Raw genomic sequence first — 26,788 nt, 5'->3', positions numbered from 1 at the left:
CGACACACAAGGCCAGCCAAATCCACGAACTCCTGCCCCACAACTGGCAGCACAACGCCTGATCACTGACAAGCGGTGATGCCCGAACGCTTACACAGTCACTGTGAGTGCCAGCGGCCATCGGGGAGTGCACCCAGAACCGCCATCGCCGCGGGCCAGGCCGCGGCGATGGTCGTCCCTCCAAGGGGAACCGGCAGGTCAGCGCGCCCCGAACCCCGTAAACAGAATCCGCACCGTCTTCAGGCTGATCAGCACGTCGATCCACAGCGAGAAGTGCTTGATGTAGTAGAAGTCGTACTGCAGCTTCTTCGACATGCCATCCACCTCGGCGGCGTAGCCCTGCTCCACCTGGGCCCAGCCGGTGATGCCCGGGCGCACCACGTGGCGGTAGCTGAAGAACGGCACGTCCTGCTCGTACCACTCGGAGAGCGAGGTCGACTCGGGCCGCGGCCCGATGAAGCTCATCTCCCCCTTCAGGATGTTGAAGATCTGCGGCAGCTCGTCGATGCGATACTTGCGGATCCACATGCCGACCCGGGTGATCCGCGGGTCGTCCTCGGAGATGGTGAAGTCCTCGCCGCTCATGTCGTGGTACATGCTGCGAAACTTGTACATCAGGAAGGGGTGCTGCCGGTAGCCCATGCGTGGCTGCAGGAAGAACACCGGCCCGGGGCTGTCGCGCTTGATCAGGATGGCCACCACGGCCATCAAGGGCAGCAGCAGCGGCAACAGCAGCAAGGCGCCGAGGAAATCCACCACCCGCTTGAAGCCGACATACATCAGCGAGGGCAGCAGGCTGCCGAACTCGTTCTCGGAAAGGTGATCGATCTGCACGCGGCCAGAGAGCGATTCCGAAATCTGGCGGATATGGTAGACGGGGATATGATTGAGCGTGCAGCGAGCCAGGAACCGCTCCCACTCGGCCGGCAGGTCGGTGGCGCGCAGGTCGGCGACCACGCCGTCGAAGCGCACGCCCCCCAGATCGGTGGAATCCAGCATCCGCAGATCGACCTGGCGCGTGCCCAGCAGCCGCTTGGTATCACCGAACGGCACCAGGGCCAGCTTCAGCCTGCGGAAGCGCCGGCCGATGAAGTACCCCAGGAAGAACCACACCAGGCTGACCAGGTAGCCACCGAACATCACCTGCCGCGTGTAGCCCTCACGGGTAAAGAACAGTATCGCCACCGCGATCAGGAAGGCGACGGACACCGTGGGCATGATGTAGGCCGCCAACTGGGCCCCGGGAAAGCGGGCCATGCGCCGCAGGGTCAGGGCCGAGGCCACGAAGGCCAAGGCGATGGCAATGATGGTGTTGGTGCGCACGTCCGGCAGGTAGTGCCAGAACTCCCAGCCCCAGCGCTCCAGCGAGGGCAGGCCGATCACCAGGGGCATGCCCACCAGCAGGTGCCCCCCCAGGCCCAGCAACAGGACCTCATACCACCGGGAGTGGCGGCGCTCGTACTCACGCTTCATTCGTCACCAGTGCCAGTAGTCGGTGGCCATCTCATCCATGATCCGGTCGCGGCGCCATTTCGCCACGAAGGCCGGTCGCGGGCGTGAGTGTATCTCAAGTCGCTCCAGCACCGCGAGCGCGCTTGCCTAGCCGCAGCGGACACCTCGATGAGTGTCACTGGGGACAGCTGGCGCCACGCGTTTAACGTGCCCCGTCCCCGGTAACGATAGTCTTGAGGGTCTTGAAGGCGATCAACACGTCGAGCCACAGTGAGAAGTGCTTGATGTAGTAGAAGTCGTACTGCAGCTTGGTGGTCATGCCGTCGACCTCGGCCGCATAGCCCTGCTCTACCTGGGCCCAGCCGGAGATCCCCGGTCGCACCACATGACGGTAGCTGAAGAAGGCCACATCCCGCTCGTACCACTCGGAAAGCTCCATGGACTCCGGCCGCGGCCCGATGAAGCTCATCTCGCCCTTGATCACATTGAAGAGCTGCGGCAACTCATCCAGGCGACACTTGCGAATGAAGCGCCCGATACGAGTAATACGGGGGTCATCGTCTCCTTGCGTGAAGCCGCTCCCCCTCTGGTCGATATACATGCTGCGAAACTTGTAGACCTGGAACGGCACACCACGGAAGCCCATCCGCTGCTGGACAAACAGGGCAGGCCCCGGGCTATCCAGGCGTATTGCTAGCGCAGTGGCCAACATCACCGGCGCAAGTATCGGCAGCAGGATCAAGGCAGCTATCAGGTCAATGCAGCGCTTAACGCCTTGATAGGAGAGCGAAGGCATCAGACTACCATACTCATTCTCCGTAAGGTGCTTGATCTGTACCCGCCCGATCATGGCCTCCTGAATCTGCCGCACGTGGTAGACGGGTATATGGTTGAGCGTGCAGCGGGCCAGGAACTTCTCCCACTCGGCGCTCAATGTATCGGCATGCAGGTCGGCGACGATGCCGTCATAACGTACTCCGCCCATATCCGGTTCTTCGAGCGAACGCAGCTCGATATGCGGAGTCGCTTCCAGCGTTTCCGTCCGGCCTATCGGCACCACGGCCAGCTTGAGGCGGCGATAGCGGCGCCCCAGGAAGAACGCCAGGTAGAACCAGGCCAGGCTCATCAGGAAGCTACCGAACAGCACCTGCCGAGTGTACTCCTCGCGCAAAAAGAACAGCACGGCCACCGCAATCAGATAGATCACCGACACCGTGGGGCCGATGTAGGCCGAGACCTGGGCCCCTGGAAAACGGTTCATGCGCCGTAGTGTGAACAGAATAGCCAGGAAGGCCAGCACACAGGCCAGGATGGTGTTGGTTCTCACTGGAGGCAGGTAGTGCCAGAACTCCCAGCCCCAGCGCTCCAGCGAAGGTAACCCGGCCACCACCGCCAGGCCAACGGCCAATTGAAAGGGCAGACCCAGCAGAACCTGCTCGTACCACCGAGAATGGCGGCGCTCGTAGCGCTGTTTCACGTTTACCCCTTGATCGAATCACCGCGGCCGACCGCGAAGTAGAGCAGTCCAGCCCCCTTTACCGCTGCGGGATCGTACAGATTGCGCCCGTCCACCACCACCGGACTGACGAGTTGCTGCTTCAACCAGGTGAAGTCTACAGCACGGAAGTCTTTCCATTCGGTACAGATCACCAGGGCATCGACTCCCTTCACCGCCTGGATGCGGTCGGCCACCAGCATCAGGTCGTCACGATCGCCATAAAGCCGGCGGCACTCCTTCATGGCTTCCGGGTCGTAGGCCTGCACCCTGGCCCCTGCCGCCCACAATGCTTCCATCAGGGTACGGCTTGGCGCATCGCGCATGTCGTCGGTATTGGGCTTGAAGGCCAGGCCCCATACCGCAATGGTCTTGCCAGACAAGTCACCGTCGAAGGCCTGAGCCAGCTTCGAGTAGAGCGTCTGCTTTTGACGATGATTAACGGCTTCTACCGCATTCAAAAGCTCGGCCTGATAGTCGGTTTCCTGGGCAGTCCGCGCCAACGCCTGCACATCCTTGGGGAAGCAGGAGCCACCATAGCCGCAGCCCGGGTAGATGAACTGGTAGCCGATGCGCGGGTCGCTGCCGATGCCACGGCGCACCTGCTCCACGTCGGCGCCGAGTCGCTCGGCCAGGTTGGCGATCTCGTTCATGAAGCTGATCTTGGTGGCCAGCATGGCGTTGGCGGCATACTTGGTGAGCTCGGCCGCCCGCACGTCCATGAACATCAGCTTTTCCTGCAGGCGGATGTAGGGCGCGTAGCACTCGCGCATCAACACCTTCACTCGTTCGGAATCGGTACCCACCACGATTCGAGCGCCATGGGTGAAGTCCTCGATAGCATTGCCTTCCTTGAGGAATTCCGGGTTGGAGCACACATCGAAATCGACAGCCTCACCGCGAGCAGCCAGCGCCTTGGCCACGGAATCACGCACCTGATCGGCAGTGCCTACCGGCACGGTGGATTTGTCGACAATCACCTTGTACTCGCCCATATGCTCGCCGATGGTCGTGGCCACCGCCAGTACATACTGCAGATCGGCGCTGCCGTCTTCATCCGGTGGCGTGCCCACGGCAATAAACTGCAGCTGACCGAATTCCACCGCCTGCCGGGCATCGGTGGTGAACTGTAGGCGGCCGGCTTCTGCGTTATGGCGCACCATCGACTCCAGCCCCGGTTCGTAAATGGGAATCTCTCCATCGCGTAGCCGTGCAATTTTGTCCGAATCCACATCCACGCACAGTACATCGTGACCCACATCAGCCAAACAGGTGCCCGTCACAAGCCCCACATAGCCCGTACCAAAAATGGTGATCCTCATTCCCTGACTCCTGAAACGTTCACGCCCATCCAGATTTCATTTGCGGTTCGAAAAAAACTGCGGCAGCTTGGAAAGATTCTTGCAGGGCAACGCAATGAAGGGGTTGACACCATTCTTGCGCATAGCCAACACATCCTCTTGTGATTTGCGCAATATCTGTTTGAGGCTTCCATTGCTGGCCCCACCAACGCGCATCTTCACCAGCACCTCAGGCAGATAGGACACCTTGACCTTCTCGCTGCTCAGGTAGCGCAACAAGGCATCGTAGTCGCCGGCAATCCGGTAGGTCAGATCGAAGGTGCCCAATTCCTGATAGAGTTCACGGCGCATGAAGAAAGCCGGATGTGGTGGCATCCAGCCACGTTTAAGCTTGCTCTGGCTGAAGGAGCCAGATTTCCAGTGGCGGATCACCTTCTCGGGATTGGTTGCACTGACATATTCCAGATCGCCATACGCCGCTCCCACCGTTGGATCAGCGAAACATGCCGCGACCTTGCTTAGCACATCATCATGGGCGTAGAGGTCATCGGAATGCAGGAAACCCACCACATTGCCGGTGGCGTGTCGAATGCCCTTGTTCAAGGCATCGTAGATGCCTTGGTCCCGCTCGGAGACCAAGACATCGCCCTCCCCCAGGGTTTCCCGTGCAACTGCTACAGTAGAGTCCTTCGACAGACCATCGATAACGACATGCTCGATAGGCTGCCAGGTCTGCCGTTTAAGGGTGGCAATGGCCTCGCCGATGGTTGCCTCACTATTGAAGCAGGCGGTGATAACGGAAATCTTCAACGGATCACTCATCAGCAGCGCCCATAGCGATCATTGAGGCGCACGATATCGTCTTCACCCAGATAGGAGCCAGACTGCACCTCGATCAGCTCCAGAGGTATCACTCCTGGGTTTTCGAGAGCATGTACCTGGCCAATGGGGATATAGGTCGATTCATTCTCGCTGACCAGATAGGTATTGTCGCCATTGGTGACCTTGGCGGTGCCCGAAACGACCACCCAATGTTCGGCACGGTGATGATGCAACTGAACTGAGAGCTTGGCACCGGGCTTCACCGTGATGCGTTTAACTTGATATCGATGGCCATGATCAATCGAATCGTAGACACCCCAAGGGCGATAGACTTCGCGATGGTTCCGGTGTTCATCACGTCCCTCCGCCTTGAGTCGCTCGACGATCTTCTTGACGTCCTGGACACGATCCTTATGGGCTACCAAAATAGCATCCTTGGTTTCGACGACCACCAGATTCTCCACACCCACCGTAGCCACCAAGCGGTGATCGGCATGCACCAACAAGTTGTGGCTATCGTGGAGCATTACGTCACCTTGACATGAATTGCCGTGAGCATCATGATCACTCACTTCCCATAGCGCCGACCAGGAGCCGATATCGCTCCAACCGGCATCCAGCGGCACTACGCTGGCGTGCTGGGTATGCTCCATCACTGCGTAGTCGATGGAATCCGCCGGGCAGGCTTTGAACGCCTCCGCATCCAAACGAGTGAAGTCGAGATCCTGGTTGGCCCCCGCCAAGGCCGCACGGCATGCCTGCACCATCGATGGTCGGAATTGCTCAAGTTCCTCTAGATAGCGCTTGGCCTGGAACAAGAACATGCCACTGTTCCAGTAGTAGTCGCCGGTGGCCAGGTAATCTTCCGCGGTAGCCCTGCCTGGCTTCTCAACAAAGCGCTTGACTCGAAAACCCTGGGTACCGCTCGGCTCGCCCCGCTGAATATAGCCATAGCCGGTTTCAGCATGGAGAGGTACCACTCCGAAGGTGACTAGTTGCCCCTGCTCGGCAAGTACCATGGCCTGTGCAACACTCTCGGCAAATGCCGCCGTATCCTGAATCAGGTGATCCGCCGCCAGCACCAGCAGCAACGCCTGCGGGTTCTCGGCGACGGCCTGCAGCGCCGCCAGAGCAATCGCTGGGGCGGTATTGCGCCCTTCCGGCTCCAGCAGAATACGTGCATCCGAGATGCCGTGTTGGCGCAACTGCTCTGCCACCAGGAAGCGGTGCTCTTCGTTGCAGATCAGCATGGGCGAGCCGTGCTCGATGGGCGCCAGTCGCTTGAGGGCCTCCTGCAGCATGCTGCCATCACCAGTCAACGGCAGGAACTGCTTCGGATGGAGTTGGCGTGACAGCGGCCACAATCGCGAACCACTGCCCCCTGCCATGATGACGGGGGTAAGCATCGGGTATCTCCTTATTCGTCAGTCAGCGTCGAAACGGCTGGCAGGTAGGCTCGGGTATTGACGTGAACGGCTTCGGCATTCGCGATAGCTCTGGGCGACCACCAGCGGTAGCGGTCATGCTGCTGCTGTGGCAAGGCATCGAGGTCCGGCGTTGTTTGAAGCTGGTAGGCCAGCACTACGTAGTGGGTCGAGATCTCTGGACTTACCACGCTGTCAGCATAGAAATGCTGGTATACGCCGAGAAAGCGCATGGTTGCCAGTTCATGTATCTGGTCCAACTCAGTTTCGGTTAGACGACGTGCGGCGGCCTCCAAGGGCTCGTCCTTACGTATTCGGCCACCAGGCACGAACCAGCTACCTTGGGCAGGTCGATTGAGACGCTGGCCAAGCAGCCAATCTCCTTGAGGGTTGGTCACCACGAAGTCCAGTGATACCAAGGGCGTATGCGCAACGACGCGGCCAAAATCCGCATCGCTCAACCAGCCATCAACATCGGTCAAAGCGTCGTTCATGTCTTACACTTATCGACGGAAGCGATCCTGATTATCGAGGAACCAACGGTAAGCATCTTGCAACCCTTCCTCCAGGCTGATACTGGCTTGCCAGCCCAAGGCCTTGAGTCTCGATACATCCATCAGTTTACGCGGGGCACCATCAGGCTTACTGGTATCGAAGCGAAGTTCACCCTCAAAGCCGGTAACCCGGCTGACGGTCTCGGCCAGCTCGCGGATGGTGCAGTCGAGCCCAGTGCCTACATTGATGTGCGAGAGCATTGGCGAGGTGTTAGCGGCATAGCTCCCAGTATCGAGCTCCATCACGTGCACGCTGGCTGCAGCCATGTCGTCCACATGCAGGAACTCACGCATCGGGGTGCCGCTACCCCATACCACCACTTCGCTGTCGCCGCGCAGCTTGGCTTCGTGGAAGCGACGCAACAGTGCCGGTATCACATGGGAGTTCTCGGGATGGAAGTTGTCGTTAGGGCCATAGAGATTGGTGGGCATCACGCTGCGGTAATCACGACCATACTGACGATTGTAGCTCTCGCAGAGCTTGATGCCGGCAATCTTGGCGATGGCGTAGGGCTCGTTGGTCGGCTCCAGGGTGCCGGTGAGCAATGCTCCCTCGCGCATCGGCTGCTCGGCCAGTTTGGGGTAGATGCACGACGATCCCAGGAACAGCAGCTTCTGCACCCCGGCGCGATGCGCCGCCTGGATGAGGTTCGCCTCGATCATCAGGTTCTGGTAGATGAAGTCGGCGGGATAGGTGTTGTTGGCCTGGATGCCCCCCACCTTGGCAGCGGCCAGGTAGACCTGGTCGATGGCGTGCCGCTCGAAGAAGGCCGCCACCTGAGCCTGATCGGTGAGATCGAGCTCATCGCGCGTGGCGGTGCGGATATTAGTGTAGCCCAGCGCCTCCAGGCGCCGCACGATGGCCGAGCCGACCATGCCCCGGTGCCCGGCGACGAAGACCGCCTGATCGCATTCACGCGCCATCTTCAGCCCTCCACTGCCACGGGGATGTCATAGCCGTGCCGCTTGAGCAGCGCGTGGCGCTGCGCCACCTTGAGGTCCTCGGCGACCATCTCGGCGCACATCTCTTGCACGGTGATTTCCGGCTCCCAGCCCAGCTTCTGCTTGGCCTTGGTGGGATCCCCCAGCAGGGTCTCGACCTCGGCGGGGCGGAAATAGCGCGGATCGACTCGCACGATCACGTCCCCGATCGCGATGCCGGGTGCCTTGTCGCCATCGATCGCCGCCACGACCGCAGTCTCCTCGACGCCCTGCCCTTCGAAGCGCAGCGTGAGGCCCAGCTGCTCGGCACTCAGGCGGATGAAGTCCCGCACCGAGATCTGCTTGCCGGTGGCGATCACGAAGTCTTCCGGTTGCTGCTGCTGCAGCATCATCCACTGCATGCGCACGTAGTCCTTGGCATGGCCCCAGTCGCGCAGTGCGTCCATGTTGCCCATGTAGAGGCACGCCTCGAGGCCCTGGGCGATGTTGGCCAGCCCACGGGTGATCTTGCGAGTGACGAAGGTCTCGCCCCGGCGCGGTGACTCGTGGTTGAAGAGGATGCCGTTGCAGGCGTACATTCCGTAGGACTCGCGGTAGTTGACCGTGATCCAGTAGGCATAGAGCTTGGCGGCGGCGTAGGGCGAGCGCGGGTAGAACGGCGTGGTCTCGCGCTGCGGCGTTTCCTGCACCTCGCCGAACAGCTCAGAGGTGGACGCCTGGTAGAAGCGGGTCTTCTTCTCCAGGCCCAGCAGGCGGATCGCCTCCAGGATGCGCAGGGTGCCCAGCGCATCCACATCGGCGGTGTACTCGGGAGACTCGAAGCTCACCGCCACGTGCGACTGCGCCGCCAGGTTGTAGACTTCATCCGGCTGCACCTGCTGGATGATCCGGGTCAGGTTGGAGGAATCCGAGAGATCACCATAGTGGAGAACGAAGTTCTGATTCTCGACGTGCGGATCCTGGTAAATGTGATCGACCCGCTGGGTATTGAACAGCGAGGCCCGGCGCTTGATGCCGTGGACCTCGTAGCCTTTTTCAAGCAGAAATTCGGCGAGGTAGGAACCGTCTTGGCCGGTAATGCCGGTAACCAAAGCTCTTCTAGTCATGTATTGCCTTCCAATCACTTCAAATAATAATAAACTCTAAATCCAGGCCTTCAGTGGCCCCTTAAGTGGTCCAAAGGATGGAGACCACCTGATAGTTCATCTAAGCTCTGGTCGGTTAATCATCTATCAATCCATTTATGTGACAACTACGTTGACAGATAGGCCTATTGTGACCCCGTGGTTTCTGCACACCCTCGCTGCTAATGCAAAGTGTGTTTGGGGTTCCACATAGCCCCTGAATTCAGGCATTAGATCATATTTCTCAAAAATCCTTCAAATCCACTAGACCGCTCCAGTTTATCAAACCAAGCAATACGATTCTTTATTTGAAGTGTTGTACAGCCACCGTTTAGCAGTGTTTTTCTCAAAGTACTGGATGCTTCAAACGGGTCAGTTGACAAACGAATCAGGCCAATATCTTCCGGAATCTCTTTTTCAAATCCATATTTAGTTTTTATAACTGCGACATTAGGATTATATGCTAGAGATTTGATTAAAGCACCTTCAATTGGAGCCGACCACATTGAGGGATTCAAAACAATTGAAGCATTTTCGGTCAATTCTTTTAACCCCGTATCCCATGTAATATTTCTAAACTCAATATTTCTGGGAATTTCCTTACCTTTTACATCATCTATGGATGCAGGGATAACAAATTTTAGATCAGGCATAACTTTCGCCAACTCCAAAACATAATTTATCCCTTTTGGACCCGCAGCGGCTCCATGAAATAAAATGAATGGATTCTGGTATTCGACTTTCTTCTTTAATAGTCTAGCCTGAGCATCTGACAAAGATACCTCACCAGTGTCCATGCCTAAGACGAACACTCTAACTTTTTGGCCAAAATGCAACCTTAAAAGTTCTTCTTGATTTTTATTTTGGCATAGAAAAACAATTTCTAGACTTTTTTCATTGAGCTCTCTCAAGTACCTTAGATTGGTTTTCTTAGCAATAGGGATTGGGAAAGGAGAACACTCGTCTGCAACATTTGATAAACAACCCAAGCAATCAAGACATTCCTGATTTTTAGATTCCCGGTAATTATAAGACCTAATGCAAAAAAAACTGTTGTCCATCACATAAAGAAAAACCTTGTTCCTCTTTATTAACCTGAAAAGAGATTTATAGCCGACTGTTTGAGGATGCAGAAATATAACGTTTGAATTTTTTATAAAGAAAATCAGGATATTAAACCACAACCAAGCCACTAACCGCTTCAAAAACACACATGCAGTTTCAAAAAACTTTTTCTGACTTACAAGTTTTCTCAGCGAGGGGCCATTAAAATTACTAATCACATGGAAGTCGTAATTACGTGCAATGGGTGCAAGGTTTTTCATCAAAGATCCGACCCCGCCAGGCCCCGGGCCTATGCCAGAGATCAGATAGTTTTTATTTGCCATTAATCTCGGCCCTTACTAAAGAGTTCACACCTTCAGCCAAGGAAAAATTCGGTTGCCAACCAAGCTTCTCTAGCTCTGTAGTATCAGCAACAGAGCTTTGAATCTCTCCAGTTCTGTTACGGGAGGAGTCAAAAATAGGTTGAGCAACATCTTTCCCAGACCTTATAAAAGCTTCCTCAATACATTCCACCATTTCTCTTACTGTCGTTTGAGCTCCTGTTCCAACTTCAAAAACCTGGCCAGAAAAAAGACTGGATCTCGACTTCAAAAGAGTATCAAATGCCGATACGACATCATCAATATATACAAAATCCCTTAGTTGAGAACAACTTGATAGCACCATGGCATCTTTTTTATTATCATGACTCATGAATTGATCGCAGACCCAGGAAACAAACTTTGCCCGATCATCAAGAGGGCCATACACGTGTTCAAGCCGTACGTTTATAACCTTAAGGTCTTTTATAAAAATTTTAAGCCATTCCCAGCAATGCCTCTTTGATAGGACATAGGCACCCATATAACCAAGATCATACTCTGGTTTAGAAAAGAATGTATCAGTATTCAAGAACAAGCAGTTTTTGTTTTTCTTCGCCAGATTAGCCAGCCTTATCGGAAGAGTCAAGTTAGAATCAAAGACATCGAACTCAGAGCCGGGTTCCCTTCCATAACTGCACGCAGCGTGGATAACACAGTCTATCTTTTTATTTTCAAAAAAACGCTTTAAAGCAGCAGGATCATCCAGGTTTATAAACTTAACATTATTTCTATACTCCCCCAGTCGAGAAAGGTCGGAGCTTGATCTTTTCCCGCCAATAACTTCACAACCAAGCCTAGCAAAATGCACCAATAGCTTACTACCAAGAAATCCGGTTGAACCACTAATCAATATTCGATACATATCAAAAATTCAGTCCAAAAAATTCTTCAAGCTTTTCACCCACAAAGTCAAAGTGTTCCTGTCCCAGTGACGGCTGAACACCCAGCCAGAAGGTCTGATTCATGGTTCGGTCGGTGTTTGTCAGCTCACCGACAACCCTGTATTCCACATCCTGGAAGTAGGGTTGCCGGGTCAGATTGCCGGCGAACAGGAGACGCGAGCCGATCTTGTTCTGGTCGAGGAACTTGAGAAGATCGACTCGCTGAACGCCAGCGTCCTCCTTGAGTGTGACCGGAAACCCGAACCAGGATGGGTCACTGTTCGGTGTCGCCTCGGCGATTTCCAGAAAATCGCTCAGGCCTGCCAGGCGTTCCTTCAAGATGGCGAAGTTGCGCTTTCGGGCCTCGATGAATTCCTGCGCGCGTTCAAGCTGCGCCAGGCCGCAGGCGGCTTGCATGTCGGTGATCTTGAGGTTATAGCCCAGGTGGGCATACACGTACTTGTGGTCGTACCCTTGGGGCAGGGTGCCGAATTGCTGGCCAAAGCGGTTGCCGCAGGTGTTGTCGCAGCCCGGTGCGCAGTAGCAGTCACGCCCCCAGTCGCGGAAGGATTCGGCGATGGTCTTGAGCTGGGGATTGTTGGTGAATACGGCACCGCCCTCCCCCATGGTGATATGGTGGGCCGGATAGAAACTGAGCGTGGCAATGTCCCCGAAGGTGCCGACCGGCTTGCCATCGTAGGTGGCGCCTAGGGCATCGCAGCAATCCTCCACCAGCCAGAGGTTATGCTTTTCGCACAAGGCCTTGACCTTGCCGAGGTTGAAGGGATTGCCCAAGGTATGGGCCAGCATGATGGCTTTCGTCTTGGGTGTGATGGCCGCTTCGATCAGGTCGGCGTCGATATTGTGAGTCGCCATGTCGACGTCGACGAACACCGGCACGGCGCCAAATTGAACGATCGGGTTGACAGTGGTCGGGAAGCCGGCTGCTACACCGATCACTTCATCGCCCTTGCGGATGGCACGCTCCCCCAACTTGGGTGACGTCAGTGCGCTGAAGGCGACAAGGTTGGCCGATGAGCCCGAATTGACTGTCATGGCATACTCGACCCCGAGAAAGGCGGCCAGCTTCTTCTCAAACTCGGCGTTGAACCGACCGGTGGTCAACCAGCCATCCAGGGAGGCCTCGACCATGAACTGGATCTCGCGGGCGCCGATCACCTTGCCGGAGGGAGGTATGACGCTCTCACCGGGGTGAAATGGCTGTGGTGCATGGGCCTGGTTGGCGTATTGCTCGACGAGTCGACTGATTTCCTGGCGAAGCGCTTCGGGTGACATGCGATATCCTGATAATCGATGAATGAGGGATTAGTGCCGCGCGGCCATATCGGCCTGATAGGCGTCTATCTCATAGAGACAGCGCTGGCGAACGTCGTCTCCTTTTCGCCAGCCGCGATGCCACTCGACGATGCGGCTGAGCGTGGTCTCGAGCGTCCAGGTGGGCGACCACCCCAGGGTGGCACGTGCTTTCGAGATGTCCAACTTGAGGTAGTGGGCCTCGTGAGGCTGGGGGGCGTCATCAGGCTCCCAGGTCGCTCCCTGCCCCCAGCATTGCGCCATCCGGCCGAGAATCCAGGCGACCGGCCGTGCGTCTTCATCACGGGGCCCGAAGTTCCATGCCTGTGCAAAGTCGGAACCGTGCTCCCAGAGTCGCTCGGCCAGCACCAGGTATCCTCCCAGGGGTTCGAGCACATGCTGCCAGGGGCGAATGGCACCGGGGTTGCGGATCTTTACCGCTCGCCCCTGCTCGAAGGCTAGGAGAATATCCGGAATGAGGCGGTCGTCTGACCAGTCGCCGCCGCCGATGACATTGCCGGCGCGGGCGGAGGCAAGGGCCGGCGCGCCGGGCAGATGGAAGAACGAATTGCGGTACGCCGCCGTCAACAGCTCGACACAGGCCTTGCTGCTGCTGTAGGGGTCGTGCCCACCCATCGGCTCGTTTTCTCGATACCCCCAAACCCATTCCTGGTTTTCGTAACACTTGTCGGTGGTGACGTTGACGATGACACGCAGGTTCGAGCACTGCCGGGCGGCTTCCAGTACGTGCAGGCTACCCATGACATTGGTGGAATAGGTCTCGACAGGTTCGCGGTATGACAGGCGAACCAGGGGCTGCGCCGCCATATGGATCAGCACGTCGGGATTGAACGAGGCCATGCTGCGGGTCAGCGTCGGCAGATCGCGGATGTCGGCAAGCTCGGACTCCATTCCTTCGTTGACTCGGGCTTCTTCAAACAGCGCCGGTGAGGTTGGCGGTGCCAGGGCGTAGCCTTTCACCTCGGCCCCCAGCTGCTGAAGCCATAACACGAGCCAACTGCCCTTGAAGCCCGTGTGGCCGGTCAGGAATACTCTCTTGCCGCGCCAGAAGCCCGGCGTCACGGTGCCTGCCATGCTCAATCCCATTGCTTCCAAGGCGCGTTACCGCTGTCCCACAACGCCTCGAGGTGGTTCTTGTCGCGAAGCGTATCCATCGGCTGCCAGAAGCCATCGTGCTCGTACGCCATCAGCTCACCGTCGGCGGCCAGGTTCATCAGGGGGGCTTGCTCCCAGACCGTCTTGTCGTCCCCGAGGTAATCCAGCACACGCGGAGACAGGACGAAGAAGCCACCATTGATCATGGCACCGTCGCCCTTGGGCTTTTCCTTGAAGCTCATGACCTGGCGCTGGCGAATGTCCAACGCCCCGAAGCGTCCCGGCGGATAGGTGGATGTCAGGGTGGCCACCTTGCCATGGGTACGGTGAAAATCAACAGTCTCGGCGATGTTGATATCCCCCACCCCGTCACCATAGGTGAAGCAGAAGGCCTCTTCGTGCTTGATATAGTCGGCCACACGCAGCAGCCGGCCGCCTGTCATGGAGTCTTCACCGGTATCCACCAGCGTGACATTCCAGGGTTCGGCGCGTTTGTCGTGAACCTCCATGGTATTGTCACGCATATTGAAGCTGACATCGGACATGTGCAGAAAATAGTTGGCAAAATACTCCTTGATCACGTACCCCTTGTACCCGCAGCAAATGACAAAGTCATTGATGCCATGTGCTGAGTACATCTTCATGATGTGCCAGAGAATCGGCTTACCACCGATCTCTACCATGGGTTTAGGGCGAGTCGATGTTTCTTCGCTTAACCTTGTGCCTAGCCCCCCGGCCAGAATGACAGCTTTCATGCTCGGTTACCTTTCACTTGGTTAGAACTTACGAATGCATCAGAATGGAAGTGATGTGGAAATAGGCCTGATTGGATCAATTCGGTTTTTGCCGAATTGATCATTTCTTCCGAACCACAGGCATAAACTGCGACGTCCTCCAACTTCATTTCACTTTGCAGAAGCACTCCCTGAACATATCCACGGGCTCCTCTCCAGCTTTTGCTCGCTTTAGAAAGCACTGGAATATAACTAAAATCCAATCGCCCAAATTTATGTTCCCAAAAAATATCTTGTTCGACGCGATTACCCCAGATAACAACAATACGACGTCCTTCAATGAGGACTGGATTTGAATCCAATTGTTCCAACAAAGCTTTGACCGGGGCAATGCCCGTTCCAGTGGCAAGCATTACAACTGTTCCTGGAGCATCCTCCCGAAAAAAGAATGTGCCAAGTGGGCCTTCCAGACGAAGTAGGTCGTTTACCTTAGCTTCATTAAACCAATAGTGACTCATCTCTCCACCTTTTACTTTCTTTATGAAGAGTGTGATGCGACCGTCATCACGAGGAGAGTTGGCTATAGAGTAACTCCTCCGAACCCCGCCTTTCCCAATTACGTCAACATACTGGCCCGGCAGGTAATGAATTGGTTGTGTAGGAGGAAGACGTAAAATGACTTCCATCACATTCGAAGTCATTTTCCTAAGACTGTCAATGCGACAAGGAAAAATCCTTGCTGGATAATTATCCAGAATACCCAAGTCTTCTGCTTCTAACACAAGATCGCTTTCAGCGCTACGGCAACAGGTCAAAATATTCCCGGCAGATCGGTCCTTATTCGTAAGCGATTCTTCAGGCTGCAATAACTTTGTTTTACCTTGCAATGTTTTAGTCTTGCACACACCGCAGCGCCCGGTACGGCAACTATACTCCAGAATAATATTCTGCTGAAGCGCAGCATCAAGAATCGACTTATCGGCAAAAGATTCAAATTTTTTGCCATTTTTTAACTTTACAAAATTCATAGCTTTATGCTTTACCAACGGTGGTCTGTGACATGTCCCAGGCCTTCCTGAGTGGCGTTGCTGAACACCTGCCCAGTGCCGAGGTCACGGTCGACTGCTTCAATATCGAGCAGACTTTTACCAAGGCCCCCGAATTCGACAGATAGAAGCGTAATCCACTGATTAGCCTGGAAACGCGTTGTCAAAATTGGCACTACAAGCGTGATGCGACGATGATGTCACGGGAAAAATGTGCATATCTTTTACCACAATCAACACAACGAACCATACAATCGGTCGCACAAGGCAACAAACTCAGTCCATTGCTTTGCCTTACTGTATCTCTCGCGCAGCATTCGCGCCCCTGTCTGGCCCAAGACCTGATACTTCTCTGGGGAAGCCATACAAGCCTCCAAGTGCACTAACGCGCCCTCTATATCTTTATAAACAAGATGAGTAACGCCGCTTTCAAATCCTTCAGGAAAAACCCCATCATCCGAAATCATTGTTACGCCGGCAGAGACGGCTTCAAAACACCGCATATTACCTCGATCCTGACCCGCAATGTCAATAGCCATGTTGATAACCACCTTGGTTGAACAAAGCTGTCGAAACATCTCTGCCCCGAAAATCGGCGGACGTGCGACACGTCTCACGGACTGCGGTCGGCGCACATCCCGGAAGGGCGGTATCCAACCTAAGGGTGTCCATTCGGCCAAGGTTGTGTAGCGCGAATTTAAAAGATGAAACCGGGTCTCAACATTCCGGAAAAGTGCCCATTTGGCGACGGACTCAATGAGACGGGCACGATTCCTATGGTGCCGTGAATAAGTGCCAGCGAAGAAAATATCGATCGGCCGGGTAGCGCTCTCGTCGAAGAAGCAATCCGTCTGCGTCTCATAGGAGGGAGCCAGGTAATGGGTGTTCAACCCTTGTGCCGAATGAATCGCATTTAGGCTCGGAAAATTCGAGACGATCGCATCAAACAAGGGGAAGGCATCACCCACGATTCGTGACCCCAACCAAGCAACCTTGAGACGCACCGAGCCTGGCATACGCTGCAAAAATGCCTTGGAATGCCGTGAAGCATTGATTGTGTAAAATACCTCTGATCGGTGATGCTCGATTTGGGCAAGTAAGATATCCTCAGAGCTCACCTTTTCCGGCATCCCCTGTTCCCGCGCCCATAGCCTCAACCCGCGCTCATATTGGGGAAAACACAAAAAATATTCGCTACTGCCTTCAATAGCCGGAGCCAAAAGCAACGTCTGCGGTATATCGTTCAAAATGGTCTTGTGAACCGCTTCAAACTGTTCGAGACTATCCAGCCGACATTTCAGCCGCGCAAGATGTGCTCCATAAATGTTTCCAACCTGGAAGACACGTAGACTCATGATGCTGGTGCATAGCTCTTGTGTGAGGCCCAAACCGAGAGGGCTAGAAAGCAGACGCTGGCCATTAGCATTGCCATACTATATCCCAGTACGAAAAAGACAGGATTTATAGATACAGACACACAAACGGAGAAGACCGCTACCAAAAGAAAAAGCCTTGAAAGATCCCAGTAAAGCTGAAGATCCGGCCGGCCGATCACGACTAAGGTCATACCGATAGGACCACCTAAAACAACCGAAAAAAGCAGCGGCACCATTGCATTCAGCATCTTCCCGGCCATATCCCATTCTGGGCCTAGAAGCAGCATAAGCGCTGATTCTCCCCATATCAGCAGTGACAGAATAGGCAGAGTCGCATATGCGGTCACGGTAAAAGCGACTTTCATAATATATGACCCAACATGCATACTGTTCTGGCGGACGATAATCGAAAGACGCCCATTCACGACTTGACTAATGGCTAAAGTTATCATGGTTGCTGGCATAAAAACAGTACGCCAGGCCATCCCAAACTGACCTACCACTTCATCAGAATACATAGCTCCAAGCCAAAACACTGGGAGCGAGGCTGCGAAAGCCCCTATGATCCCACTTGGCACGGAGAAAAAGGGATATTTCCGGTGACGCCAAAGCAATAAACGCAGTCTGCGAATATTAAGGTGCGATGTAATACGCTCGGGCCAAATATCGCACTTCCTCAAAGCGACGGCGCTCGAAGCGATTCGACTCAACATATCACCAAGTACCAGAATGACGGCACCGGCGGCACTAGAAAACCCTCCAACAATTGAGAAAAGGTTGAACACTAGAGCCTGAAGGGGTTTAGCCAATGCCATTCGTGTATAACGGCTTTCTCGTACCGCCACCTGCCAAACCGCTTGAAAAATACCTCCGCCGGTCAGCATCGCGAATAGCATCCAGCTTGTCCAGATATTATCTAACGGACCACCCAGACTACGCCATAAATGACCGACCGAGGGCACAATGACTGCCATGCAAACCGTCATCACAATACAGGTATAAAGTAATGCAGCCACCTGCCAATTGGCTTTCACCCTCAGAATAGCGAATTCATATTTGAGCGTGCTCAGTGGCAAGGTTGTGGCCATCGCAGCCGATGCGATCTGGAATATTCCCATCTCAGCCGGCGTGAAAACTCGAGATAGAATTGGTATGGAGACAAATCCTATCAGTTGTGCCAGAAGTGCTCCAGAAAGGACGATCGCGGTCGACTTTACCATCATGAAATTAGTAAAACCACCATCACGCATCTACCGTTTTACCCGTAGTAGTAGCAGAATCACCATTTTCACTTAAACTGGGCTTCAACAGGAAGCGCACCCACAGCATCAGAAAGATTCCACCACCGCTCAACAAATTTGTAAATAACGACCCATTTGCACATGCCATCAGGAAAGGAAGGGTAGCGCAGGCCGCGACTGGAGTCATAGAAGGCGGCAGCAAGAATTTCATATAAACGATGACCACCCCAAAGATGACGGCAATGATGAAAAGACCGGTAATATCCGCTGCGGCTAGACCGTCTGTTGCCCAGAACCCTGCATTGGCGTTCATTTTTCCACCCGCCCCCATGAAGTTACCTATCGTGATCCCCAGAGAGTCTTGATACGGATAATCCAAGATCAATCTAAAAATATTCAGGTGCGAATAATAGGTATTCACATGTTCCAAAAAGAAGTCGTAATAGATCCCTATCTGAGCTGATTGAAGGGCAAATGACCGCATAAAAATGACTGCAGATGCTTCAAGTCCTACACCTCTTTCAGCAGCGCCCAAAGCGATAATGATCGCATTAACGGCAAGTAGCACGGTAAACATCACATAAAGGGGCAGTATGGTGAGAGTTTTTGACTGTCTTGTAATGACTGCAAATGCCATAGTCAACAGGATTTGAGCCAAGGCAATTTTGGCGCCCACCGCCATATAGATGATTAAGGAAATCGCGATCGCCACTGCTACCAGAAACCGTCGTCGTGTGAAAATCCCTATTGAAAGCAACACCGGCGCAGCGGTGATTTGCAAGAATCCTAGCACATAACCAATTAAAGGTGCTGATACGGCCTGTGAAACTTGGGCCCTGTAGGAATGAACGTCATCCAGCGCATGCAATTTCATATAAGGAAAATATGCGACAATCAAATAAATCAAAAGCGCAAAAGTTAAACCCAGAACGAAATTACGCATTACTTTTGAGTTTAGATTCGAATCTTTGGTTATAGTGACTGTGCCAATTCGCAGCCGGGAAATGGCCTTCAGAATGAGCTGTCCAAAGAACAAACTCAGCATCAATGTTAAGCGTTGCTTCGGCGGATAATCTTGCATCGGTAAGACTAACATTGCCGGCAAAATAATGATAATAAAATGCGCTTCGACGATAAATGCGCCGATATTTTTTAGACTAGTCGATGTTAGAAACACATAAATAAGACTAAGAAAAACGCCCAAAAACGAGAGACCCAGAACTGGGTCAAACGTCAACCCAAGATTCCAATACCTCACTCCCCAAGTGATATAGATATAATGGAAGAAGGTGATGTATAACGCCGTTAGCACTAGACATACTATTCGTAACTTCATGTCAATCACGTGTCGTAGCGCTTGGTCGCAAGACGGGCTTTAACTGCTTCGCAAAAATCATGTGGAATAGGCTGCCGCTCCTTTCCCAAGACATAGGTCGGCAAACGAACCTGCGCTGCACCGAAGTCTTGGCCCGGAAAGACAACGCGTGGCACCTCACCAAGAAACGCCGACCAGAAGCTGAACCCTGAGCCTGCCGCAATCAACGCAACCGCATGTGTCATTTCTAGCATATGCGTTATTGCCACACCATCCGCTGCCCGTTGCACATTCGGCAAGGCCAAAAGAGGAGCGAGTTCATGGTCGTGACCATCGGAATAAACAACGGCGGGTACATCTGTTCCGAGTGCCGTTCGCAAGGCGCAAAGAGCCTCTCCGTACCAGTTAAGGGGTAAGCGATGATTGTGCCTTCCATCCTCAACAGCTTTGGAATTATAGGACTGAAAATCCCCCAATCGGACATGAATGGCAACAAATGGCTCGGTGAAAGAGCCTCTCGGTGAGTATTTCTCACGCGTCATGGCGTGAAGAGCATCTCTCAACATGGCTCCGTGACCAATGATTTCGTGGAAATGCTTCTCGAAATTATTGGCATAGGAGTTTTGAAACACTACAACGGTTTTGCTTTGGCCGTTTCTCGGCAAGCTGCCCGGTGCAACATCCTCGGCCTTAATCTTTGTGGCGGTGGCCAGCACCGCTGCCCTTTTCAACATGCTCGGATAGGGGGCATTGGTAAACAGGCGGAAATATTCTCGCTTGTCCCGCTCTCTTCGCAGGTAGGGGCCAACCCGCGGGCGCAACCAGACTGGACCCAGCATTGTGGCATCATTTTCCCTGCACCAGACAGTGCAACGTGCCCAAGCCAACAGTGAATGGCCGAGACCAAAACGCCCCACATTTGGATAACCATATATTGTCATCAGGATTGTCCAATCGAGAAGATTCTGAGTGCCGTAATGACCTGGTCCTGCTGGGCTTCGGCCATTTCAGCATATAGTTAGTGGCAGGAAACGACGAGTTTGTGACACAGTAGTACTAAAAAAACGAAACCACAGCATCGATTACATGCCGCACATCGTCATCACCAAGGTGCTCCCCCATAGGGAGTGATAGCAACTGGCTGTCGAGAAAATTCGCCCGCAGGGGCTCTTCCGCCTGCCCAATATAAGCATAGGCGGCCAACTTCGGCAACGCGACCGGATAATGAACCCCTGTCTGGATGCCTTGCATATGCAAGTGCGCAGCCAGTGCATCCCGGTCTTCAGTCCTGACAACGAAAAGGTGGAAGGCATGCCGTCCTTTTTTGGGCAGACTCGGCAGGATCAGGCCCGGCAATTCACGGAGTTTCTCCAGATAAAGTGCCGCTACCCGCCCACGCGTCTCGATCCAGGAGTCCAGATGCTTGAGCTTGACAGTCAGGATCGCGGCCTGCAGGCCATCGAGACGACTATTGCGCCCCTCGAACAGATGCTCGTACTTCTTGGTCCGTCCGTGATTGGCGATCCGCCGGCACTGTAGCGCAAGCTCGGCATCGTTGGTCAAGATAGCGCCGCCATCGCCATAGGCCCCCAAATTCTTACCCGGATAGAAGCTAAAGGTGCCGCCAGCGCCGAAAGTGCCAACTCGACGCCCTTTGTACTCGGCGCCGTGTGCCTGCGCGCAATCTTCGATGATCGCAAGACCATACTCATCCGCCAGACGGCCCAGAGCATCCATATCGCAGGGATGGCCGTACAGATGCACGGCCATGATCGCGACGGTCTTGGCCGTGATTCGCTTCGCCACATCATCGACGTCCAGCGTGTAGGTGTGCGGGTCAACGTCGGCGAATACGACACGGTGTCCGGTACGCGATACCGCTTCGCTGCTGGCGATGAAAGAATTGGCTGGCACGATAATCTCGCTGCCTGAGGGTAAGGCTAGCGCTTCGATCAGGATCTCAATCGCATCAGTACCGTTGCCGACGCCAATGCAATGCTCTGCCTGCTGATAAGTGGCAAACGCCACTTCGAACTCTTGTACGTACTTGCCGCCTACGAAGGCAGAATCGGTGATGACGGACGAAATCGCATTGTCAATTTCATTCTTTATAGCACCATACTGCTTCTGAAGGTCAAGAAACTTTGTCATTCCATGCCTCTTATCTGCCGCGCAGGATTGCCTGCGTAAATACCCGGCTGCGTTATATCTCGGATGACGACGGAGCCTGCGCCGATTACGACATCATCGCATATCGTCACCGGCATGATTGTCGCATTGCTACCGATCGACACTCTGTCACCAATATGAGTATTGCGCCAACGCGAGCGGTCGCCGCGAGCGGGTCCACCGGTTCTGAAGGTATCGTTGATAAACATAACGCCATGAGCCACGACGCAATCATTGCCGATTTCCACAAGTTCGCAGATGAAACTGTGTGACTGGATGCGGCAACGCTCCCCAATCCGAACTTCTCTCTGTATTTCAACAAAGGGGCCAACAAAGGTATCGTCGCCAATGCTGCAGCCGTACAAGTTTACCGGTTCGACATAGGTAACGTTTCGACCGAATCGAACGTCCACTATCCCGGCCTGGAGCCGGCGCGGCGAATGCCCATCACGCTCAACCATATCAGCGCTGTCCCAGCTTGCACAGCATGGGACGGAAGCGGAGGCGAACTTCCTTTCCAGTCTCCACCGATTCATAGATCGCCGTAATCAACTCCAGACTCTTGCGCCCCTCCAGGCCGTCCACCAACTGCTGAGTATCATTGACGATGCAATCGACGACGTGCTCGTAGTATTCCTTATGGCCGAAGCCATACACGTTAGGGGGGTTGACCGAGTATTTCGACAGGACTTCCTCATCCTCCTCGCTGGGCTCAACGAAGTTCCAATGCTTGATCTCATTGACCGCGAACCCCCCTATTTCGACCGAACCCTTCTCACCCAACACTGACAGCGAACCTTCCAAGTCTTTAGGTCGTATCGCCGTAGTGGCCTCAACCAACCCGAGTGCTCCATTCGCGAAGCGCAGCGCGACAACGGCGGTATCTTCCGTTTCGATGTCGACCAGCGCAGTATGGCTGAGCGCGTACACGCTCTCGACCTCGCCCATCATCCATTCCAGCAAATCGATATGGTGGCTGGCCTGATTGGTGAGCACACCGCCATCCAACGCCCAAGTTCCGCGCCACGCATCCTGATCGTAATAGGCTTGCGGGCGGCACCAGCGCACGCGCACAGTACCCATCACCAGCTTCCCGAAGCGGCCCGCTTCCAGAGCCTCCCGCAGCTTGCGCACCGGCAGATTGAAGCGGTTCTGTTTCACTACGAAAAGCTTGATGCCGTTCAGATCGCAGGCACGAATCATAGCCTCGGCATCGGGAAGCGTAAGCGCCATTGGCTTCTCGACCACGATGTGCCTTCGGTAGGGCGCCAGGTCGATGACATGATTGGCATGGTTGCCGCTCTCGGTCAGCACGACGACGACGTCGACGTCTTCTCGGCTCATCATCTCGTGCATGTCACAGTAGTACGGAACCTTGTAACGGCCGCCAATCTCTGCGGCTTTCTGTTCGTTCACATCGCAAACGGCGGCGAGGCTGGCGCCTGACACCAACCCTTTGCCGAGCAGTTCCGAGTGTCGAACCGTGATGCGACCGCATCCGACCAAAGCAAAGCGAAGCATATGTTCCCCTAAGATTAAGATATAAGTTCTGCGGCCGTTCAACCGTCTGAACGGGAGCCAATCCGGGATTTTGCAAATCCAAGTGGCAAGCGCAGTTTGGTGCGAGAGACCCTTAACGCCACATCCTCATCTTGCCAGCTAAAGTGGACACCCCTCAGGGAAAACGCATGAAAGCTTTCACACCGCGAGAATGTCAGCGAGGTACGTCTCATCCAGCGCAGCTTTCTTTTGTTTTCGCCGGATTCCGCCCTTGAAACGCGCCTCCCCTTTCAGGTAATTCAGCGCAATATGACGGACCCTGGCAAGATTTTCTGCTGCCTCCCGCGGTGGATTTTGCAGGCATCTTCTCGAAGCGCTACATCCAAAGACCAGTGCAGCTTATTCTCGACGAACCAATGCTGGCGGGCCGCTTCTGCGAGCTTTTTGGCACTGAGTTCGGCCGAGCTGATGTAGTAGCGGATCATCGGCGCCTCAGGGGCTTCACCCCCCTCCTGGCGAAAGCTCATCACGACACCGACCGTTATCAACCCCGGCCACTCGTAGCTAACCTCCTGAAACTCTGAAGGAAGGTCACTGACAATGTGGTAACGAGTCTCCTGGCGTCCTCGGTTCTTCTCATCCGTGACATAGGCATCACCTTCGAAGTTGACCACCTTCGCCATGGGGAACGCCGCCTCAAAGGCATCTGCCAAGGCTGGCTGGTTTTCCTTCACCGACAGCAGGTAGTCTGCACCCTGCTGCAGGATCTGCGTCGCGATCTTTTTCTGGCAGCCCATGGCATCAATGGTCACCATCACCCTTGAAGGTTCAGGAGCTTGAGTAGCTCAGGAATCGCCGTGATCTCATTGGACTTCTCGGCTGTCTTGACCTGCCCCAACACAACACCATTGGCGGCACTGAAGGCACTCACCATGTGAATGACACCTTTGCCCTTGCCACGGCAGTGCGAGCCGCGCAGTATCTTGCCATCAATGGCCACCACCGCACCTTCAGTGACGTCATGGCAGGCCTTCATCCATTCGGCAAACGCGCTTTGGCAAACGCGCTTTGGAGCTGATCGGCATTCACCAGCGCCATGACCCTGGCCAAGGTATCGTCGCTGGGAATGCCAGCGCTGAAATCGCCGTACTAGCGGAGAAAATCCAGCTTCGCGTGCCCAAAATCTTCGATCTCGTCCCAACCCTAAGCACCACAGATCACCGCGCCAGCGGTCAGAAACAGGGTATCAGACAGCTGGTGCTGCACTTTCTAAGCCTGGCGAAAGTCGGGGACAATCGATAAATGTTGCATGAGAGACGGTGTCAGTATGAGTCATCTATGAGCTAAAGCCGTTAGATAATCGCATTAGCTCCTACTGGTAAAGCGCCACGAAGCCCGTCGTAGAGCGTTTTTTCATGCGTTTTCCCTGGCCCAGGCGACACTGGCGCCTGGCAGTACGGTGTACTCCGACGGCCTGGCCTGCTTCGCTGCCGTCACCACGGCAGGCTGTACGCATCAGCCCACCGTCATCGCGGGGCGAAAACCCAAGGACGTGCCCGAGTTCCACTGGATCAACACCGTACTCGGCAACCTCAAGACCTGCATGTCGGGGGTGTTACCATGCCTTCGGCTTTCGCAAGTATGCAACGCGTTACCTCGCGGCGTTCAGCTACTGCTTCAACCGCAGCTTTGACCTCGGGGCGCTGCCGACACGGCTGCTCATCGCGGTCGTGCGCTGCAAGCCGCAACCCCAACGGGTGATTCGGATGGCTGAGCTTCATTGCAAATCATGTTACTCAAAGTAACTCTTCACTAAGACTGTCCCGGACCGCACCCGCAAACTGCGCAAGGAAAGCCACCATAGCAGCCAGCATACCACCGAGAACAATGGCCAATGCCATAATCAGGCTGCGGCTAGTGCCAATGGGGTCGAGGCCTTGTACCGATACCTGGACAACTCCCCCTTCCTGAAGCTGTGCTAACTGGCCTTCGATCTCGGAGACTCTGGTGGTGTAATTGGCAATCAGATCTCCCGCGAAGGCACTATTACTCTCCTGGGCTGCGTCAAGGGCACGCTCGGCACTCACAAGTCGCCGCTCCAGGCTCGCCCGCCGTCGCTCCAGCAACTCCTGCTGTCCTTCTTCAATGCGTGTCAGCAAGACTTGGTGCATCTGGGCAACTAGCTCGCTATCGGCTTCCGCGGCTTCAGAGCTCAGTCGGATTAGCTGGGTATCGCTGGGATTCGATACTGAAAGTTCGAACGGCAGACGTTCCAGCCCCGCTGAATTTTGAAGCTCACGGGTCACCGGCCCCAGGTAGAGGTTGTTGACCTTGGCCACCACGGCGCCCGGCGCTTCCAGGCTTGCCACCGCACTGTCACCGTTTGGCGCCTGCTCCGCAACCTGATAGATCGAGACGTATTCGTAGGTTCGTGTCATGGTCAGCACATAGGCCAAGGCACCTAGCACGACGACCAGGAACACAATGGCCATCATCTTCCAGCGTTTGATGAGTATCTTGGCGAGATCGACCAGGGAGATTTCATCGTCTTGGGGGTAGCGCTGCGGTTCTTGAGAAGGTATCTGGTTCATGCGGTGTCGCCGATAGGTGAGATCGAGAGGATGAGAGAGTAAGGCTTCCCACTTGCCTTCAAAGCCGGATATGGACGTTACCGGCGCCATCGCGCTGGTAACGTTCGTGGGCAATGGCGGTGGCGTCTTCGCTGATGCGGCAGTGGGTAGCCGCCCAGTCATTGCCGGCATTACCTTGCGGCCTGCGCCCGATAGGAGCTTTGAAGGTGACGGGGTTCGGGATGTGCGCCCAGGCACGGGTGTCGACCCGCCCCTTGAGCTCGACCAGGTGCAGGGCGATGGGTTGCGCTTGGCCATCGAGCTCAAGCAATACGCCGTCCGCCACCTTTTGCTGTTTCAGGTAACGCAGCCGGTTGTCTTCACTCAGGTTGAATCGCAACAAGCAGTGCCCTTGCGGTGCCTCGAAGGTGGCGGTGCCGGCTCCTTGCAGCCGAGTTTCGATGACGTCGACCCGCTCCCCTTGCTGGTAATGATCGGGCTCGATACAGGCCAGCCGTTTGTCCAGTGAGCTCATCGCGTTCCTTGCGGCCAGCCGCTACTGCACCTGCGTGGCGGAGACGGTGTTGTCCTGAAGCGTCAGCACTTCTTCCAGCAGGGATTCCAGCGGCTCGTTGAACGTCGGTACGGCGATGTCGCCCTCCGACTGCTCGAACCGTGCGACCTGGGTGATCTGCCGCTCGCGGCGGAACTGGAAGGCTGCCACTTTGTCGGGCGCGATCAGCTCCTGGTCGACATAGCTCTTGCCGCTGTTGTTCTCGCCCACGAACAGGGTCAGAGGGCGCAGGTCGAAATCCGCCTGCTCGAAGCGGGCGAAGTGTTCGACGTGCAGCGTCCAACGCTGGTGCATGGTCATGGGTGGCGGTCCCTGGTCATTGAAGAGGCCAACCGTGGCTGGTTAAGCGCAGGCTAAAGCAGCGGCTGGCGAAAAAACATAGGGCTTGGGTAGTGTGGGGGCCTGCGGCTT

The 26,788-nt window shown here is 55.0% G+C and carries 24 protein-coding genes and 3 pseudogenes; 2 read left to right on the top strand and 25 right to left on the bottom strand.

The genetic code is table 11. The features are described 5' to 3' along the window. Positions 1 to 198: 198 nt before the first annotated feature. The 14 genes from CR157_RS23055 to CR157_RS13355 all read right to left on the bottom strand — a co-directional run bounded on the left by CR157_RS23055 (position 199) and on the right by CR157_RS13355 (position 15,614). The gene (locus CR157_RS23055) at positions 199 to 1,473 is read right to left on the bottom strand and encodes an exopolysaccharide biosynthesis polyprenyl glycosylphosphotransferase (RefSeq protein ID WP_110283999.1); all 1,275 of its coding nucleotides are present in this window, start codon (positions 1,471 to 1,473) and stop codon (positions 199 to 201) included. 181 nt (positions 1,474 to 1,654) lie between these two features. After that, a complete protein-coding gene (locus CR157_RS13410) occupies positions 1,655 to 2,929 on the bottom strand; it encodes a sugar transferase (protein WP_110283998.1) in 1,275 nt (424 codons plus the stop codon). Between the two features lie 2 nt (positions 2,930 to 2,931). Beyond that, positions 2,932 to 4,269: a UDP-glucose dehydrogenase family protein gene (locus tag CR157_RS13405; RefSeq protein WP_110283997.1), complete on the bottom strand. Its 1,338-nt coding sequence runs from the start codon at positions 4,267 to 4,269 to the stop codon at positions 2,932 to 2,934. 36 nt (positions 4,270 to 4,305) lie between these two features. After that, positions 4,306 to 5,070, bottom strand: coding sequence for a glycosyltransferase family 2 protein (locus CR157_RS13400; RefSeq protein WP_219999946.1), 765 nt, complete (start codon positions 5,068 to 5,070; stop codon positions 4,306 to 4,308). Next, on the bottom strand, positions 5,070 to 6,476 hold the full coding sequence (locus CR157_RS13395) for a mannose-1-phosphate guanylyltransferase/mannose-6-phosphate isomerase (protein WP_110283996.1): 1,407 nt from the start codon (positions 6,474 to 6,476) through the stop codon (positions 5,070 to 5,072). The genes CR157_RS13400 and CR157_RS13395 overlap by 1 nt, the downstream gene beginning before the upstream one ends. 11 nt (positions 6,477 to 6,487) lie before the next feature. After that, positions 6,488 to 6,988, bottom strand: coding sequence for a GDP-mannose mannosyl hydrolase (locus tag CR157_RS13390; protein WP_110283995.1), 501 nt, complete (start codon positions 6,986 to 6,988; stop codon positions 6,488 to 6,490). A 9-nt stretch (positions 6,989 to 6,997) separates the two neighbouring features. Further along, the gene (fcl, locus tag CR157_RS13385; protein WP_110283994.1) at positions 6,998 to 7,972 is read right to left on the bottom strand and encodes a GDP-L-fucose synthase; all 975 of its coding nucleotides are present in this window, start codon (positions 7,970 to 7,972) and stop codon (positions 6,998 to 7,000) included. A 2-nt stretch (positions 7,973 to 7,974) separates the two neighbouring features. Further along, a complete protein-coding gene (gene gmd, locus CR157_RS13380) occupies positions 7,975 to 9,096 on the bottom strand; it encodes a GDP-mannose 4,6-dehydratase (protein ID WP_110283993.1) in 1,122 nt (373 codons plus the stop codon). Positions 9,097 to 9,344: 248 nt separating this feature from the next. Beyond that, a complete protein-coding gene (locus CR157_RS22285; protein ID WP_146218694.1) occupies positions 9,345 to 10,502 on the bottom strand; it encodes a hypothetical protein in 1,158 nt (385 codons plus the stop codon). Further along, entirely contained in the window at positions 10,492 to 11,403 is a 912-nt protein-coding gene (locus tag CR157_RS13375; RefSeq protein WP_110283992.1) for an NAD-dependent epimerase/dehydratase family protein, read from the bottom strand. The genes CR157_RS22285 and CR157_RS13375 overlap by 11 nt, the downstream gene beginning before the upstream one ends. A 1-nt stretch (position 11,404) precedes the next feature. Next, complete coding sequence (gene rfbH / locus CR157_RS13370) at positions 11,405 to 12,718, bottom strand: lipopolysaccharide biosynthesis protein RfbH (protein ID WP_110283991.1); 1,314 nt, start codon at positions 12,716 to 12,718, stop codon at positions 11,405 to 11,407. 30 nt (positions 12,719 to 12,748) lie between these two features. Next, the gene (rfbG, locus tag CR157_RS13365; protein WP_110283990.1) at positions 12,749 to 13,831 is read right to left on the bottom strand and encodes a CDP-glucose 4,6-dehydratase; all 1,083 of its coding nucleotides are present in this window, start codon (positions 13,829 to 13,831) and stop codon (positions 12,749 to 12,751) included. A 2-nt stretch (positions 13,832 to 13,833) separates the two neighbouring features. Then, a complete protein-coding gene (gene rfbF / locus CR157_RS13360; RefSeq protein WP_110283989.1) occupies positions 13,834 to 14,607 on the bottom strand; it encodes a glucose-1-phosphate cytidylyltransferase in 774 nt (257 codons plus the stop codon). Further along, complete coding sequence (locus CR157_RS13355; RefSeq protein ID WP_110284048.1) at positions 14,604 to 15,614, bottom strand: FAD-binding oxidoreductase; 1,011 nt, start codon at positions 15,612 to 15,614, stop codon at positions 14,604 to 14,606. Before CR157_RS13355 ends, rfbF begins: the two co-directional genes overlap by 4 nt. A gap of 20 nt (positions 15,615 to 15,634) precedes the next feature. Between CR157_RS13355 and CR157_RS13350 the strand changes: the two are divergent. Beyond that, positions 15,635 to 15,739, top strand: a pseudogene (locus CR157_RS13350) (transposase); the annotation flags it as partial. A gap of 126 nt (positions 15,740 to 15,865) precedes the next feature. Here CR157_RS13350 and CR157_RS13345 read toward each other — a convergent pair. The 8 genes and pseudogenes from CR157_RS13345 to CR157_RS13310 all read right to left on the bottom strand — a co-directional run bounded on the left by CR157_RS13345 (position 15,866) and on the right by CR157_RS13310 (position 24,544). Then, entirely contained in the window at positions 15,866 to 16,987 is a 1,122-nt protein-coding gene (locus tag CR157_RS13345) for a glycosyltransferase family protein (RefSeq protein ID WP_110283988.1), read from the bottom strand. Further along, positions 16,984 to 18,258: a lipopolysaccharide biosynthesis protein gene (locus tag CR157_RS13340; protein ID WP_110283987.1), complete on the bottom strand. Its 1,275-nt coding sequence runs from the start codon at positions 18,256 to 18,258 to the stop codon at positions 16,984 to 16,986. Before CR157_RS13340 ends, CR157_RS13345 begins: the two co-directional genes overlap by 4 nt. Next, positions 18,251 to 19,486, bottom strand: a complete 1,236-nt coding sequence (locus tag CR157_RS13335) for a hypothetical protein (RefSeq protein ID WP_146218693.1) — start codon at positions 19,484 to 19,486, stop codon at positions 18,251 to 18,253. The genes CR157_RS13340 and CR157_RS13335 overlap by 8 nt, the downstream gene beginning before the upstream one ends. Positions 19,487 to 19,590: 104 nt before the next feature. Then, entirely contained in the window at positions 19,591 to 20,505 is a 915-nt protein-coding gene (locus CR157_RS22280) for a hypothetical protein (protein ID WP_146218692.1), read from the bottom strand. 115 nt (positions 20,506 to 20,620) lie between these two features. Beyond that, a complete protein-coding gene (locus CR157_RS13325; protein ID WP_110283984.1) occupies positions 20,621 to 21,715 on the bottom strand; it encodes a DegT/DnrJ/EryC1/StrS family aminotransferase in 1,095 nt (364 codons plus the stop codon). Continuing rightward, the gene (locus CR157_RS13320) at positions 21,712 to 22,194 is read right to left on the bottom strand and encodes an acyltransferase (RefSeq protein WP_110283983.1); all 483 of its coding nucleotides are present in this window, start codon (positions 22,192 to 22,194) and stop codon (positions 21,712 to 21,714) included. Before CR157_RS13320 ends, CR157_RS13325 begins: the two co-directional genes overlap by 4 nt. 1 nt (position 22,195) lies before the next feature. Continuing rightward, positions 22,196 to 23,254: a Gfo/Idh/MocA family protein gene (locus CR157_RS13315; RefSeq protein WP_110283982.1), complete on the bottom strand. Its 1,059-nt coding sequence runs from the start codon at positions 23,252 to 23,254 to the stop codon at positions 22,196 to 22,198. A gap of 177 nt (positions 23,255 to 23,431) precedes the next feature. Next, positions 23,432 to 24,544: pseudogene (locus CR157_RS13310) on the bottom strand (ISAs1 family transposase). A gap of 118 nt (positions 24,545 to 24,662) precedes the next feature. On the opposite strand from CR157_RS13310, the pseudogene CR157_RS13305 reads away from it, so the two are divergent. After that, a pseudogene (locus CR157_RS13305) lies at positions 24,663 to 25,038 on the top strand (transposase); the annotation flags it as partial. Here the strand turns inward: CR157_RS13305 and CR157_RS13300 are convergent. Genes CR157_RS13300 through CR157_RS13290 form a run of 3 tightly spaced genes read right to left on the bottom strand, consistent with a single transcriptional unit; the run spans position 25,030 to position 26,677 of the window. Then, positions 25,030 to 25,824, bottom strand: a complete 795-nt coding sequence (locus tag CR157_RS13300; protein ID WP_110283981.1) for a Wzz/FepE/Etk N-terminal domain-containing protein — start codon at positions 25,822 to 25,824, stop codon at positions 25,030 to 25,032. The pseudogene CR157_RS13305 and the gene CR157_RS13300 overlap by 9 nt on opposite strands. 58 nt (positions 25,825 to 25,882) lie before the next feature. Beyond that, positions 25,883 to 26,338 (bottom strand): hypothetical protein, encoded by a 456-nt coding sequence (locus tag CR157_RS13295; RefSeq protein WP_110283980.1) that lies wholly within the window; start codon positions 26,336 to 26,338, stop codon positions 25,883 to 25,885. A 21-nt stretch (positions 26,339 to 26,359) separates the two neighbouring features. Further along, positions 26,360 to 26,677: a hypothetical protein gene (locus tag CR157_RS13290; RefSeq protein ID WP_110283979.1), complete on the bottom strand. Its 318-nt coding sequence runs from the start codon at positions 26,675 to 26,677 to the stop codon at positions 26,360 to 26,362. Positions 26,678 to 26,788: the final 111 nt, after the last annotated feature.

Origin of the sequence: Halomonas sp. LBP4 (assembly GCF_003202205.1) — a bacterium.
Classification (GTDB): Bacteria; Pseudomonadota; Gammaproteobacteria; order Pseudomonadales; family Halomonadaceae; genus Halomonas; species Halomonas flagellata.
Note: the sequence above shows the minus strand (reverse complement) of the source record. Positions and strands in the feature narration are given on the sequence as shown.